The following is a 13,792-nucleotide window of genomic DNA, read 5'->3' on the forward strand; positions in this document are numbered from 1 at the left end:
TCAGTGAACCTGGTTGGGGCCGGCCAGGCGGAACGGCGCGATGGGTACCTCGAAGGGGCGGCGGGCGGCCGTGTCCAGGCAGGTATAGGCCCCTTCCATGACCCCCACCGGCGCCTCCATGACGGCCCGGCTGGTGTAGCGGAAGGTCTGCCCCGGGGCGATCATCGGCTGCTTGCCGACCACCCCCTTGCCGCGCACTTCCCGCACCTGACCGCTGCCCTGGGTGATCCGCCAGTAGCGCGCCAGCAGCTGAATCGACTGCGACGAATGGTTGTGCACGGTGATGGTGTAGCTGAAGACGTAGCGCTGCTCGGCGGGCGATGACTCCTCGGCCCGGTACTGCGGCACCACGTCGACATGCACGGCCTCGCTCAACGCCTCGATCACGACGCTTCTCCCGCCAGGTGGTTGGTGATGGTGACCAGTTCGGCCACGCTCAGGGTCTGCGGCCGCCGCGAGGGGTCGATGCCCAGCGCCTCGAGCGCCTCGCCGGACAGCCGCCCCTTGAGGTTGTTGCGCAGCGTCTTGCGCCGCTGATTGAAGGCCTCGCGCACCACGTCGGCGAACAGCGCCTCGTCGCGGGCCAGATGCGGCAGCTCGGCGTGAGGCTCCAGCCGCACGATCGCGGAGTCCACCTTGGGCCGCGGCGTGAACGCCTCGGGCGGCACGGTGAACAGCGCCGTCACGCGGCAGTGGTACTGGGCCATGATCGACAGCCGGCCCCAGTCGGCGCTGCCGGGCGTGGCGGCCAGCCGGTCCACCACCTCCTTCTGCAGCATGAAGTGCATGTCGGCGATCGCCGCACGCGACGCGAGCAGATGGAAGATCAGCGGCGTGGAGATGTTGTAAGGCAGGTTGCCCACCACCCGCAGTGGCTCGCCGTCACCCCGCAGCGCCGTGAAGTCCAGGGTCAGGGCGTCCCCTTCGTGAATCACGAACTCGGGGTGATTGAAGAACTGCACGCGCAACCCGGGAATCAGGTCGCGGTCCAGCTCGATCACCTCCATCACACCGTCGGTCGCCTCGACCAGCGGTTCGGTCAACGCCCCCTGGCCGGGGCCGATCTCGACGAGACGCTGCCCGGGGCGCGGCGCGATGGCGCGCACGATGCGCGAGATGACACCCGGGTCGCGCAGGAAATTCTGGCCGAAGCGCTTGCGGGCGCGGTGCCGGGGCGGCCGGGTATCGGTGGAGCGTGAAGGCATCGAAGATGAATTCCTTGGATATGACGAACGTTGGGCGAACCGGTCGGGTCAGCGACGGGACTCGCGGGCTCGCGCCATGTCGGCGGCCATGCTCAGCGCAACCTGAAGGCTGCCCGGGTCGGCGCGACCGCTGCCGGCCAGGTCGAGCGCCGTGCCGTGATCCACCGAGGTGCGGATGATCGGCAGCCCCAGCGTGATGTTGGCGGCGCGACCGAACCCCGCATACTTGAGCACCGGCAGGCCCTGGTCATGATACATCGCCAGCACCGCATCGATCCCCTGCAGGTGGCGCGGGGTGAACAGGGTGTCCGCCGGCAGCGGGCCGACGAGATCGAGACCGGCTTCGCGCAACCGCGCCAGGGTCGGCTCGATGACCTCGATCTCCTCACGCCCCAGGTGCCCGCCCTCGCCGGCGTGAGGATTCAGACCGCACACCGCGATACGCGGCCGGGCGATGCCGAAATGGCGCCTGAGGTCGGCATCGAGGATGGCCAGCACGCGGCCCAGCCCCCCGGCGTCGATGGCGTCGGCCACCTCGCGCAGCGGCAGGTGCGTGGTGGCCAGGGCGACGCGCAGCGCCCGGCCGGCATCGTCATCGCCGTGAGCGAGCCGGGTGGCGAGCATCATCACCACGTCGTCGACGCCGCAGGCGTCGCGCAGGTACTCGGTATGCCCGGTGAAGCCGGCGTGACCGCCGTCGATGATCACGCCCTTGTGCAGCGGCGCGGTGACCATGGCCTGGGCGCGGTCGTCACGACAGGCGGCGATGGCCACGTCGAGCGTCTCGAGCACATAGCCAGCGTTAGCCGGATCGAGCACGCCCGGCTCGGCGGGCGCCGCCAGCGCCACCGGCCAGACCGGCAGCACGCCGGGGCGCGGCGCGGGCAGCGCCGCGGCAGGGTCGCAGGTCTCGAGCTCGATATCGAGGCCCAGTTGCCGGGCACGATCGACGAGCAGCGCCGGATCGCCGATGGCGACGACCCGACCGGGCAGCGCCGGTGCCGCGGCGGCCAGCTGCAGCGTCAGGTCAGGGCCGACGCCGGCCGGCTCGCCGGTGGTCAGGGCCAGAACGGGCACGGCCATCACGAATCCTGGTCGAGGCGTTCGTCAACATAGGCCTCGGCGCGGATCTGCTGCTGCCAGGCCTCGAGCTCATCGTTGACCTTGCGCTGGAACAGCGTCTGGCGAACCTTGTCACGACGCGACTCGTCGCTCACGTCGCGCTGGCGCCGGTCCTCGACCTGAATGATGTGGTAGCCGTAGCGCGAGCGTACCGGCTGGCTGACCTCGCCGACCGCCAGGCGGCTGGCGGCGTCCTCGAAGGCCGGGACCATCTGCCCCGGGCGCACCCAGCCCAGCTCGCCGCCGTTGAGCGCGCTGCCGCGATCGTCGCTGACCTGCTGGGCGACGCTGGCGAAGTCCTCGCCGCCCATGATGCGCGCCCGGGCCTTCTCGGCGAGCCGGCGGGCCTGATCGGCATCGCGGTTGGGGTTGGTCTGGATCAGGATGTGGCGGATCTTCTGCTCCTGGACCAGCGTCGGCTTTTGGTCCTGGCCGCCCTTGCGCTCGAGCAGCTTGACCAGATGGAAGCCGCTGGGGCTGCGCAGCGGCTGGCTGACATCGCCCACCGCCAGCGTCGGCACCACATCGGCGAATACCGAGGGCAGCTCGGCACCGCTGCGCCAGCCCAGGTCGCCCCCCTGCAGGGCGTTGGCGCCATCGGATTTGGCGGCCGCCAGCTCGGCGAAGTCGGCGCCGTCCTGCAGGCGCTGATGGAGCGCCTCGGCCTGCTGCTGCGCCTGACGCACCTGATCCGGCGACGGCGACTGGGGCAGCGCCACCAGGATGTGCCCCAGGTGATAGCGAACATTGGCATCGGCGCCCTGCTGCGCCAGGGTGCGGTCGACCTCCTGATCGGAAATCTTGACCTGGCTGGCCACGCGGCGCTCCTGAAGCTGGCGGATCAGCATCTGGCGACGCACCTGATCGCGCACGTCGGCCAGCGTCAGGCCGTCCTTCTTCAGGGCCTCGGCGAACTGGTCAAGGCTCATGCCATTGTTCCTGGCGACCGAACGCACGGCCCGGTTGAGCTCGGTATCGTCCACCGTCAGGTTGGCCTTCTTCGCCATCTGCAGCTGGATCTGCTCGAGCACCATGCGGTCGAGCACCTGCTGGCGCAGCACCGAATCCGGCGGCTGGTCGATGTTGCGCTTCGCCAGCTGGCTGCGCGCCTGGGCCACCCGGTCGGCGAGTTCGCTGGCCATGATGGCGTCGTCGTTGACCACCGCGACGATCCGGTCGAGCGGCTGCTCGGCGGCCGACGCCACGCCGGAGACGGCCAGCACCAGCGCCAGACCGAGCGATGCAAACAGACCTCTGCGCATGAAAAACCTCGTTACGTTCAGAATCGGGTCGGTTGATAACCGGGAATGGACTGCGCGAAGACGTTGTCGGTTCCCTGGCCGACGCCCCCGAGCCCCTTGAGCACGAATCGCAGGAACAGCCCGCGATCGGTGTAATCATCGGCGATGGTATTGGCGGTGTCGTTGTCCTCGACCCATTCGCGCCAGGCCACCTGAACACCGTAACAGCAGTCGTTCCACTGCACGCCGAACAGCTTGTCCAGCGACCGGCGGTTGGTGTTGTCGTAGGTGTAGCGGCCGATCAGGTCGAGCTGCGCGCCGGCCTTGTAGGCGAAGGACATGTCGAAGTCCTCGCGGTTGTAGCCCAGCTGGTCCTGGGGGTCGCCGGAGGGATCGAAGCCCTCGAGCTCCCAGCGATAGCCCAGGTTGAGGACATGCCCCGCCGGATGCCGATAGCGCAGGTAGGCGGCGCTGCGCTCGGTCAGCTGGCGGTGCGCATCATAGAGCCACTCGTAGCGGGTGCTCCAGCGCTCGCTGAGTTGCCAGTCGAGACGCGTGACCACCGGCGAATGATCCCGCGTGGCATCGTACCAGCGGGCCGGCTGGGTCTGGCGATCCGGCAGCGCCAGATCACCCTCCATGCCGATGACCCGGTCGTCGAAGTAGGTGCTCCGGCCGACGCTCAGCGCGAAGCGCTCGCGGCCGCTGTCATCCTCGAGAAAGCGCGTGCTCACCCCATAGGAAACCTTGTTGACGTCGCCCACCCGGTCGCTGCCGACGAAGCGGTACGGCGACCACAGCCGGTCGTAGGAGAACGCCCGGGCGTCGGTGTCGAAGTCGGGAAACTCGCTCTGGTCGCGCGCCGGCACATAGGCGTAGTAGAGGCGCGGCTCCAGCGTCTGCCGCCAGGCCTCGCCGAACAGCTGCGCATCGCGCTCGAAAACCAGCCCGGCATCCACGGAAGAGACCGGCACAGTGCGACTCAGCGAGGTGTCTCGCGGGGTGTCGAGTTCCTGGTAGTCGAGCTGGTAGCGAGTATCGCGCAACGTGAAGCGCGGCTCGAGAAAGCCCCACGGGCGCTCGAAGCGCCAGCCCACCGTCGGCGCCAGATCCAGCCGGGTGCCCACGGCCGCCTCGCGGATCGGCACCTTGCGCGCGTCCACGTCACGCCAGAAATAGGTCACATTGGACCGCCACTGCGTGTAGAAACCACCAGGCTGACTCCAGCGCGCATTGGCGGTCAGACTGGGCAGCCGATAGAAGGGCTTGTCGCTATCGAGCAGCGGGTAGTCGAGCTTCTGGTAACCCTGGGCCCTGGCCTGGAGATCCCAGGTCGTGCCGTTGTAGTCGATCTGCGCCAGTCGCGGCAGGTAGTCGGTGCCCATCTCGGCGAAGCTGCGGCCGAAGTCATCGAAGTAGCGGCCGTCGCTGGCGGCGCCGTAGCGCAGCCGGTACGGCGTGCGCGACGAGAAGCGCCCGGCGTGTCGATAGTCGATGTACCAGCGGTCCTGCCCCTCGAAGGCATTGTCGGGGTCGTTGGGATTGGCGCTGCTGCCGCCCTGATCGTTGGCCAGGTAGGCGCCCTCGAGCTGGCCGGCATCCTCGCCGAACAGGTAGCGGAACTGGCCGCCGAGCATCATGCCGTGATTGCTGATCCAGCGCGGCGTCAGGGTGGCGTCGTAGTTGGGCGCCAGATTCAGGTAATAGGGCTGGGCATAGTCGAGCCCGCCGCCGGTGAAGCCAAACGTCGGCCACAGGAAGCCGGACTGACGGCGATCGTCGAGCGGGAAACGGATCCACGGCCAGTAGAAGACCGGCACATGGCCGACCTCCAGCCGAGCGTGCCTCGCCGTGCCGTAGCCCGCCTGGCGGTTGAGTATCACGTCGTTGCCCACCACCCGCCACAGCTGACTGCCGGGCTCACAGGTGGTGAAAGAGGCTTCGCGCAGGCGATAGCGACCATCCTCGAGGCGCGCCAGCCTCACCGCATCGCCCCGCAGGCGCTGACCGTGAAGTACGTAGTGGGCCGTATCGATGCTCGCGGCGTCACTGTTCAGGGACAACTGGCCGGCATCGCCGCGCACCAGCACTCCCTGGTCGCGCAGCGTCAGGGGGCCGTCGGCGAAGGCGGTGTCACGCGCCGCGTTGACCCGTACTCGCGGCGCCTCGAGCTGGCTGCTGTCGCGGCGCAGCACCACCTCGCCGCGCAGGATCGTCTCGCCGGAATCGCCGTACTCGGCCTCGTCGGAGGTTGAACGCACCTCGCGCGGGGTATCCCCCGGGGGCAAGCGATAGGCCGGCATCACGTAACGGCCGCGACAGACGGCACCGGCAGGGGCATCGTCGCCCCACGGCTGCCAGTCGAGCTGTGCCGCCGGCAGGGGGGCCGGCGGCGCGGCCTGGGCACCGTGGGCGACCAGGCCGGCCAGGGCAGTCCACAACAATCGCTTGCCCATGGGTCCTCGTGTCCTTGGCGTTTGGAATCGGTATTATACAGTCCCCGTGACGCACGTCCTCCCCGAGCGCGGGGCGCGACGTGGCAGCCCCTGAGCATGCGGCGGCGAATCCACCCCGTCAACCAAGGAGAGCGCATGTCCGACGCGCCACACACCGCCCGCCGGGTGGCCCTGCGCCGCTGGGCCGGGCAGCTTCACGATCGCCCCCCGGAGGCCCTGCGGCTCGCGCCGGCAGCCGGCGACGCCAGCTTCCGGCGCTACTACCGGCTGTGGCTGAACGACACCCCCCGCATCCTGATGGACGCGCCGCCCGAGCAGGAGGACAGCCGCCCCTTCGTGGCCATCGCCGAGGCCTGGCGCGCGGCCGGCCTGCCGGTGCCGGCGATTCACGCCCGGGACCTGACGCAGGGTTTCCTCGAGCTGGAAGATCTCGGCGACGCGCCGCTGCACACCTGCCTGGGCGCCGGCGAGATGAGGGACGCGGCCTGCTACGACGACGCCCAGGCCCTGCTCGGCGAGTTGCAGAACCGCGCGCCCGGCGAGGCATTGCCTGTCTACGACGCCGCCCTGCTGGGACGCGAGCTGGACCTGTTTCCCGAGTGGTGTCTGACGCGTCTGCTGGACATGCCTCCGCCCCCGGGGTGGACGGCGCTGCGCGAGCGGCTGATCGAGGTCGCGCTGGCTCAGCCACAGGTCGTCGTGCACCGCGACTTCGATGCCATGAACCTGATGCGCCATCGCGACCGGCTGTGGCTGATCGACTTCCAGGATGCCGTGCTGGGACCGCTGAGCTACGACCTGATCTCGCTGCTGCGCGGGCGCTACCGGCGCTTCTCGCGCGCGGCCTTCCGCGAACGCGTCGAGGCCTTCCGCCGGCGCGCCGTGCTCGACGGCCGGCTCAGCGGCCAGCTCGACGCCGAGACGTTCCTTTTCCAGGCCGACGCCATGGCGGCGCAGCGCTCACTCAAGGTGCTGGGCATCTTCTGCCGGCTGACACTGCGCGACGGTCGCCGCGGCTACCTCGAGCGCCTGCCGCGGTTTCTCGACCACCTGCGCGACAGCCTGACGCCCTGGCCGGAATTCGCCGCCTTCGACGCCTGGCTGGCGGACACCTTCACGCCGGCGCTGACCTCGGCGCTCGCCGCACGCCGGGAGCCTACGCCATGAAGGCGATGGTACTCGCCGCCGGGCTGGGCACGCGCATGCGTCCGCTCACCGATCACTGCCCCAAGCCGCTGCTCGAAGCGGGCGGCCGGCCACTGATCGTTCATCACCTGCAGCGCCTGGCGGCGCTGGGCATTCGCGAGGTGGTGATCAACGTCAGCTACCGGGCCACGCAGATCGTCGACGCCCTGGGTGACGGCGCGGCGCTGGGCCTGCGGCTGCACTTCAGCCACGAGCCCGAGCCGCTGGAAACCGGCGGCGGCATCCGCCAGGCGCTGGGGCTGCTCGGCGAGGCGCCCTTCCTGCTGGTCAACGGCGATGTGTGGTGCGAGCTGGACCCGCGCTGGCTGGCGCCGCTCGACGGCGACCTGGCGCGGTTGGTGCTGGTCGACAACCCGCCGCACCATCCTGAAGGCGACTTTCACCTCGACCCGCAGGGCCGCGTGCGGGCCGACGGCCGGCCCCGACTGACCTTCGCCGGCGTCAGCCTGCTCGACCCGGCCCTGGTCGCCGACCAGCCACCCGGCGCCTTCAAGCTGGCGCCGTTGCTGCGTGCGGCGATGGCAGACGAACGCGTCGCGGGCTGTCATCATGACGGCCACTGGGTGGATGTCGGCACACCGCAGCGCCTGGCGGAACTGGATAGCTGGCTGCGCCGCCACGGGTAGTCTTTTCGTCGCCGACACACTCCCACCGACTCACGACACAGGAGCCCGCTTTCATGAAAGCCCACGTCAAATGGACCGATGGCCGCCAGTTCGTCGCCGAATCCGGCAGTGGCCACAGCGTGGTCATCGACGGCCCGCCCGATCACGGCGGCCGCGACACTGGCCCGCGCCCCATGGAGATGCTGCTGATGGGCATGGGAGCCTGCACGTCCTTCGACGTGCTGGAGATCCTCGAGAAATCCCGCGCGCCGGTGAGCGACTGCGTCGCCGCCCTCGAAGCCGAGCGGGCCGACAGCGTGCCGAGCGTGTTCACCAGGATCCACGTGCACTTCACGGTCACCGGCCGGGGCCTCAAGGACAAGCAGGTCAAGCGTGCCGTGGAGCTGTCCGCCGACAAGTACTGCAGCGCCTCGATCATGCTCGCCCAGGGCGGCGTGGAGATCACCCACTCCTACGAGATCGTCGAGGAAGACACCTGACCCCAGCGTCTCGACGTCACCGCGAACCCGCCGCCCGCCCCGTCACCGGGGCGGGCGGCGGCGTTTCACAGCCGGTAGACGCTCTTGGTCATCACCTTCGACATCAACGCCATGCCGAACTTCACCGGCGCCGGGAAGGGCGTGCCGCCGGCCTCCAGCGCCCAGCGGGCATGATGCGCCTCGTCCTCGCGCATCTGCTCGAGCACCGCGCGGGAGCGATTGTCGCCCCGGGGCAGCTTGCCCAGATGCGCCTCGAGGTGCTTGCCGACCTGCTCCTCGGTGGCGTTGACGAAGCCGAGGCTGACATGGTCGCCGACCGCCCCGGCCACCGCGCCCATGCCGAAGGAAGCCGCATAGAACAGCGGGTTGAGGTAGCTGGTACGGCTGTCGAGCTCCACCAGACGAGCATCGCACCAGGCCAGATGGTCGATCTCCTCCTGGGCGGCCTGCTCCATCTGCGCCCGGGTATCGGCCAGCCGGGCGGTCATGCCCTGCCCCTGATAGAGCGCCTGGGCGCAGACCTCGCCGGTGTGATTGATGCGCATCAGCCCGGCGGCATGGTGGCGCGCCGCGTCGTCGAGGGGCTCGTCGCGGATGTCGTCGGCCGGCGAGGGGCGCGAGGGCTGGGCCGCGTGAGGGACCAGGGTGCGCAGCACGGTGTCGAATTGATGAATCAGCTGGTCGGTTCGCGTCAACTTGCGAAGCATGCGGCAATTCCTGTGATCGTCAGCGAGTCACGGCGGGAAGATGGAACAAGACGTCCGTCCGGGCGGCGAGAAAACCGCCCGCGACGGCTGTCGCGAGCGGCCCCATGCACCGGTGGCGTCGCGCCTGCGAGAGAGAGGCCATCAGGCCGCCGGCTAACCGGCCGGCCAGGTAAAGCGGCGACCGCCCATCAAGTGCATGTGGATATGGTAGACCGTCTGCCCGCCCTGTTCATTGCAGTTCATCACCACCCGGTAGCCGTCGTCGGCGAAGCCGAACTTGCGGGCCAGCTGGGCGGCGGTGTACTGCAGTCGGCCGACCAGTGCCAGGTCGTCGCCATCGATGTCGTTGAGGGTGGCGATGTGCTTCTTGGGCACGATCAGCACATGGGTCGGGGCCTGGGGATTGATATCGCGGAAGGCCAGCACGTGCTCGTCCTCGTGAACGACGTCGGGCTCGATCTCGCGATTGACCATCTTGCAGAACAAACAGTCCATGCGTCACCTCGTGTAGCGAATTGCGATGCCGAGCCGTCAGCGAAAGCGGCGCTGCGCCAGCAGGTGGCGCACCAGCGGTGCCAGGATCAGCTCCATCGCCAGCGACAGGCGCGCCCCGGGCACCACCAGGGTGTGCGGACGGCTCATGAAGGCATCGTGAATCATTGCCAGCAGGTAGGGAAAGTCCACCGTCGAGGGATCACGGAAACGGATCACCACGAACGACTCGGCGTCAGTGGGAATGTCCTGGATCTCGAAGGGGTTCGAGGTGTCCACGGTGGGCACCCGCTGGAAGTTGATATGGGTCCGCGAGAACTGCGGCTGGATGTAGCGCACGTAGTCGTGCATCCGACCGAGGATGGTGTCGATCACCGCTTCCTGGGAGTAGCCGCGCAGCTTGGTGTCGCGGTCGATCTTCTGGATCCACTCCAGGTTCATGGTCGGCGCCACGCCGATCAGCAGGTCGACGTGCCGGGCGATGTCGTGATCGGCCGTGACCAGGCCGCCATGCAGTCCCTCGTAGAACAGCAGGTCGGTGCCCATCGGCAGCGCCTGCCACTCCGTGAAGGTGCCGACCCGGTAGCCGGCCTCGATCATGCGCTTGTCCTCGGCATGAATGTAGTGCCGGGAGGTGCCGGTGCCGTGCTCGCCGTACTCCTGGAACAGCGCCTCGAGGTCGTCGAGAAGGTTGGCCTCGACCGCGAAATGGGAGAGCTCGTCGGTGCGCTCGGGCTCCTCGCGGAAGATCCGCGTCAGCTCGTCCTTGGTGTAGCGATGGAAGGCGTCGCCGTCGACGAGAGCGGCATGCACGTCCTCGCGCTGGAACATGCGCTCGAAGGTGCGTCGCACGGTGGTGGTGCCGGCCCCGGAGGAACCGGTCACGGCGACGATCGGGTATTCCCTGGACATCTCAGTCGCTCCCCTGCGCTCGAATACGCTGCACCGCCTGCGTCAGTACCGGCGGCACGGCGATCGGCCGATGCGTGACGGGGTCCAGCCACAGCAGGGTGACGCAGGCCACGGCAACGGTGCACCCATCCGCCTCGCGCACCAGCCGCTGATGGACCGGCATGCCCTTGCCCACGGGCGCCGGCAGCGCCGTCTCGGCGATCAGCACATCCTGCCAGTGCGCCTCGGCCCGATACTGCACCGTCAGCTCGGCCACCACGCTCGGCGAGCCGGCGACATCGGCCTCGCTGAAACCCAGGGCCGCGATGGCCCCGGCGCGCGCCTCGTGGAGCAGCGTGACCAGGGCATCGTGTCCCAGATGCCGGCCATAGTTGATGTCACCGAGGCGGACCGTCAGTGTCTGGCGATGAATGCAATCCGCCTCGGGAAACACGAGTCGCTGCATGGCTTCTACTCCGGGCGCCGTGGCGCGCTCAGGCCTCGCGGGCGACGGCCCGGTAGGCGATGTCGCGGCGGTAGAGGACGTCGTCCCAGCGGATCGCCGCCACGCCGTCGTAGGCGCGATCGCGGGCCCGGGAGACGCGCTCGCCCAGCGCCGTCACGCACAGCACGCGGCCGCCGCTGGTGACGACGCGCCCCTGGGCGTCCTCGGCGGTGCCGGCATGGAACACCTTGCAGCCGGCGGCCTGGGCCGCATCCAGCCCGTCGATGACGTCACCCTTGCGATAGCTGCCGGGATAGCCGCCGGCGGCCATGACCACGCCGACCGCCGCCCGCGGATCCCACTCGCACGTCTCGCGGTCCAGCTGCCCGTCGACGGCGGCCAGGCACAGCTTGACCAGGTCGCTCTTCAGGCGCATCAGGATCGGCTGGGTTTCCGGGTCACCGAAGCGGCAGTTGTACTCGATTACCTTCGGCGCGCCCTGGGCGTCGATCATCAGCCCGGCATACAGGAAGCCGGTATAGGGCGTGCCCTCCTCGGCCATGCCGCGCACCGTGGGCAGGATCACCTCGTCGAGAATGCGCTGGTGAACCGCCTCGGTGACTACCGGCGCCGGCGAATAGGCACCCATGCCGCCGGTATTGGGGCCGGTGTCGCCGTCGCCGACGCGCTTGTGGTCCTGACTGGTGGCCATGGGCAGCACGTGCTCGCCGTCGACCATGACGATGAAGCTGGCCTCCTCGCCCTCGAGATACTCCTCGATCACCACCCGGGCACCGGCATCGCCGAAGGCGTTGGCCTCGAGCATGTCGCGGATGGCCGCCTCGGCCTCGGTCTCGGTCATGGCGACGATCACGCCCTTGCCTGCCGCCAGGCCATCGGCCTTGATGACGATCGGCGCGCCCTGCTCGGCGAGATAGGCCAGCGCGGCGTCGACCTCGCTGAAGGTGGCATAGGCCGCGGTGGGGATACGATGACGGGCCAGAAAGTCCTTGGAGAAGGCCTTGGAGCCCTCGAGCCGGGCGGCATCGCGGGTCGGGCCGAAGGCCTTGAGCCCGGCCGCGCGGAACCGATCGACCACCCCGGCGACCAGCGGCGCCTCGGGACCGACGATGGTCAGGCCCACCGCCTGCTCACGGGCGAAGGTCACCAGGCCCTCCAGGTCATCGGCGGCGATGTCGACGTTGGTCAGCTTGGACTCGCGCGCCGTGCCGGCATTGCCGGGGGCCACATAGACGGTTTCCACATAGGGCGACTGCGCCGCCTTCCAGGCCAGGGCGTGTTCGCGGCCACCGCCGCCGATGATCAGAACCTTCATGGGCAAACCTTGCTCGAAAGTGGGGTATCGACTGGCCGGCATTATGTCAGAAAGCGCGCGTCGCCGCTGCACGGCGCGCCATCCCGGACCGGCCGGTCAACGCGACTCGTCGTCCTCGTCGTTGCCGCGCGGGGTCATGGTCTTCTGCCAGAAGCGCATGTTCTCCTCGGCCATCTCGCGCATCATCTCCATCGGCGAATGGCGCATCGCCTGCTGCCACTGGTCCTGGAAGCGCTTCTGTTGTTCCATCATCAGGTGGGTGCCCTGCTCCAGATAGCGGGCCAGCGGCAGCGGCTGGGCCATATCGTAGACGCGGATGAACTGGGCCAGCAGGTCGTTGGAAAAGACCTCGGCGCCCCCAGCGGCCTGTTCCTGCTCGATGATGATCGACAGCAGGATGGTCCGGGTCAGGTCCTCGCCGCTCTTGGCATCCTCGACCCGGAACGGCTCGTCCTCGAGCACCAGGCGCCGCAGATCCTCGAGCGTGACATAGCGACTCTGCTGGGTGTCGTAGAGTCGACGGTTGGCATACTTGCGTATCACTCGCACGGCGCTGTTCCTCTCGTTTGTCGGCATGCCTGCATTGTGCATTGCCCCCCGGGGGTTGCAAACCACTGTCACCGCCCGCCGGGTCGGCTATCATGGCGGCCTGCAGCCTGGAGAGCCCATGAACCTGATTCTGCTCGAACCCGGCGACTGCGGTCCCGACGGCCGCGTCCGCCTCACCGACCCGCGCCGCCTGCGCCACCTCCACGAGGTTCACCGGGCCGAGGCGGGCGACACCCTGACCGTGGGGGTGCGCGACGGCCTGCGCGGGCGCGCCCGGCTCGACCGCTTCGAGCCCGACGCGGCCTGCTTCACGCTGCTCGACCTCGATCAGCCGCCTCCGGCGCCGCTGCCGGTGCACCTGGTGCTGGCGCTGCCCCGGCCGCGCATGCTGGCGCGAACCCTCGAGCATGTCACCGCCCTGGGCGTCAAGCAACTGACCCTGCTGCACACCCGCCGGGTCGAGAAGAGCTACTGGCAGTCGCCGGAGCTCGACCCCGCCCGGATTCGCGAGCATCTGGTGCTGGGCCTCGAGCAGGCCGGCGACACCCGGCTGCCGACGGTGACGGTCGAACGCCGCTTCCGGCCCTTCGTCGAGGACCGGCTGCCGGCGCTGCTCGCCGGGCGCCGCGGCCTGCTCGCCCACCCCGGCATGCCCGCCCCCTGCCCGCGCGGACTCGACGAACCCTGCACGCTGCTGGTCGGCCCCGAGGGCGGCTTCATTCCCTACGAGGTGGAGCGCCTGCGCGAGGCCGGCTGCGAGGGCATCCACCTCGGCGAGCGCATCCTGCGTGTGGAGACCGCCGTGACCGCCCTGCTGGCCCGCCTGTTCTAGACACCGCCACACGCCGGCGCTTCCTTCACCCCCTTCCCGTCGCCGTTATTCGGACGCCTCCTCCCGGCGCCCGGACGACGGCGCGTAGCGTTGAATAGCCGTTTTGCGCTCCACAAGTTGGACAAAGTATACTTTTTGTATAACTCTTATCCAAGACGCCGGTCATCCACGCGGCGTCGCCTGGCCCCTTCCCGTATCCCACGGG

General features: G+C 69.1%; 15 protein-coding genes. 4 read left to right on the plus strand and 11 right to left on the minus strand.

Features of this window, described 5'->3' with window-relative positions; all coding sequences use genetic code 11:
• Genes apaG through ACTCB7_RS10255 form a run of 5 tightly spaced genes read right to left on the minus strand, consistent with a single transcriptional unit; the run spans window position 1 to window position 6,024 of the window.
• Window positions 1–384 (minus strand): Co2+/Mg2+ efflux protein ApaG, encoded by a 384-nt coding sequence (gene apaG, locus ACTCB7_RS10235; RefSeq protein WP_224416831.1) that lies wholly within the window; start codon window positions 382–384, stop codon window positions 1–3.
• A complete protein-coding gene (gene rsmA, locus ACTCB7_RS10240; protein ID WP_224416459.1) occupies window positions 384–1,205 on the minus strand; it encodes a 16S rRNA (adenine(1518)-N(6)/adenine(1519)-N(6))-dimethyltransferase RsmA in 822 nt (273 codons plus the stop codon). The genes apaG and rsmA overlap by 1 nt, the downstream gene beginning before the upstream one ends.
• A gap of 48 nt (window positions 1,206–1,253) precedes the next feature.
• Window positions 1,254–2,288 (minus strand): 4-hydroxythreonine-4-phosphate dehydrogenase PdxA, encoded by a 1,035-nt coding sequence (pdxA, locus tag ACTCB7_RS10245; protein ID WP_463006596.1) that lies wholly within the window; start codon window positions 2,286–2,288, stop codon window positions 1,254–1,256.
• A complete protein-coding gene (locus ACTCB7_RS10250) occupies window positions 2,288–3,589 on the minus strand; it encodes a peptidylprolyl isomerase (RefSeq protein ID WP_463006597.1) in 1,302 nt (433 codons plus the stop codon). Before ACTCB7_RS10250 ends, pdxA begins: the two co-directional genes overlap by 1 nt.
• 17 nt (window positions 3,590–3,606) lie before the next feature.
• Complete coding sequence (locus tag ACTCB7_RS10255) at window positions 3,607–6,024, minus strand: LPS-assembly protein LptD (RefSeq protein ID WP_463006598.1); 2,418 nt, start codon at window positions 6,022–6,024, stop codon at window positions 3,607–3,609.
• A gap of 135 nt (window positions 6,025–6,159) precedes the next feature.
• Here ACTCB7_RS10255 and ACTCB7_RS10260 point away from each other — a divergent pair, with 135 nt between their 5' ends.
• The 3 genes from ACTCB7_RS10260 to ACTCB7_RS10270 are packed head-to-tail and all read left to right on the plus strand — an operon-like array spanning window position 6,160 to window position 8,335.
• Entirely contained in the window at window positions 6,160–7,191 is a 1,032-nt protein-coding gene (locus ACTCB7_RS10260) for an aminoglycoside phosphotransferase family protein (RefSeq protein ID WP_463006599.1), read from the plus strand.
• The gene (gene murU, locus ACTCB7_RS10265; RefSeq protein WP_463006600.1) at window positions 7,188–7,856 is read left to right on the plus strand and encodes an N-acetylmuramate alpha-1-phosphate uridylyltransferase MurU; all 669 of its coding nucleotides are present in this window, start codon (window positions 7,188–7,190) and stop codon (window positions 7,854–7,856) included. Before ACTCB7_RS10260 ends, murU begins: the two co-directional genes overlap by 4 nt.
• A 53-nt stretch (window positions 7,857–7,909) precedes the next feature.
• Entirely contained in the window at window positions 7,910–8,335 is a 426-nt protein-coding gene (locus ACTCB7_RS10270; protein WP_463006601.1) for an OsmC family protein, read from the plus strand.
• A gap of 65 nt (window positions 8,336–8,400) precedes the next feature.
• Here ACTCB7_RS10270 and coq7 read toward each other — a convergent pair whose 3' ends face one another.
• From coq7 to phaR, 6 genes are all read right to left on the minus strand, one after another.
• Entirely contained in the window at window positions 8,401–9,042 is a 642-nt protein-coding gene (gene coq7, locus ACTCB7_RS10275) for a 2-polyprenyl-3-methyl-6-methoxy-1,4-benzoquinone monooxygenase (protein WP_163650372.1), read from the minus strand.
• A 153-nt stretch (window positions 9,043–9,195) separates the two neighbouring features.
• Window positions 9,196–9,537, minus strand: a complete 342-nt coding sequence (locus ACTCB7_RS10280) for a histidine triad nucleotide-binding protein (RefSeq protein WP_163650371.1) — start codon at window positions 9,535–9,537, stop codon at window positions 9,196–9,198.
• A 36-nt stretch (window positions 9,538–9,573) separates the two neighbouring features.
• Window positions 9,574–10,446, minus strand: coding sequence for a phosphoribulokinase (locus ACTCB7_RS10285; protein WP_463006602.1), 873 nt, complete (start codon window positions 10,444–10,446; stop codon window positions 9,574–9,576).
• Window position 10,447: 1 nt separating this feature from the next.
• Window positions 10,448–10,891, minus strand: coding sequence for an acyl-CoA thioesterase (locus tag ACTCB7_RS10290; RefSeq protein ID WP_463006603.1), 444 nt, complete (start codon window positions 10,889–10,891; stop codon window positions 10,448–10,450).
• Between the two features lie 28 nt (window positions 10,892–10,919).
• Window positions 10,920–12,206: a phosphoribosylamine--glycine ligase gene (purD, locus tag ACTCB7_RS10295; protein ID WP_463006604.1), complete on the minus strand. Its 1,287-nt coding sequence runs from the start codon at window positions 12,204–12,206 to the stop codon at window positions 10,920–10,922.
• Window positions 12,207–12,302: 96 nt separating this feature from the next.
• The gene (phaR, locus tag ACTCB7_RS10300; RefSeq protein WP_463006605.1) at window positions 12,303–12,755 is read right to left on the minus strand and encodes a polyhydroxyalkanoate synthesis repressor PhaR; all 453 of its coding nucleotides are present in this window, start codon (window positions 12,753–12,755) and stop codon (window positions 12,303–12,305) included.
• A 118-nt stretch (window positions 12,756–12,873) separates the two neighbouring features.
• Between phaR and ACTCB7_RS10305 the strand changes: the two genes are divergently transcribed.
• Window positions 12,874–13,587: a 16S rRNA (uracil(1498)-N(3))-methyltransferase gene (locus tag ACTCB7_RS10305; RefSeq protein WP_463006606.1), complete on the plus strand. Its 714-nt coding sequence runs from the start codon at window positions 12,874–12,876 to the stop codon at window positions 13,585–13,587.
• Window positions 13,588–13,792 lie beyond the last annotated feature (205 nt).

The sequence above is a fragment of the Modicisalibacter sp. genome (genome assembly GCF_055145905.1).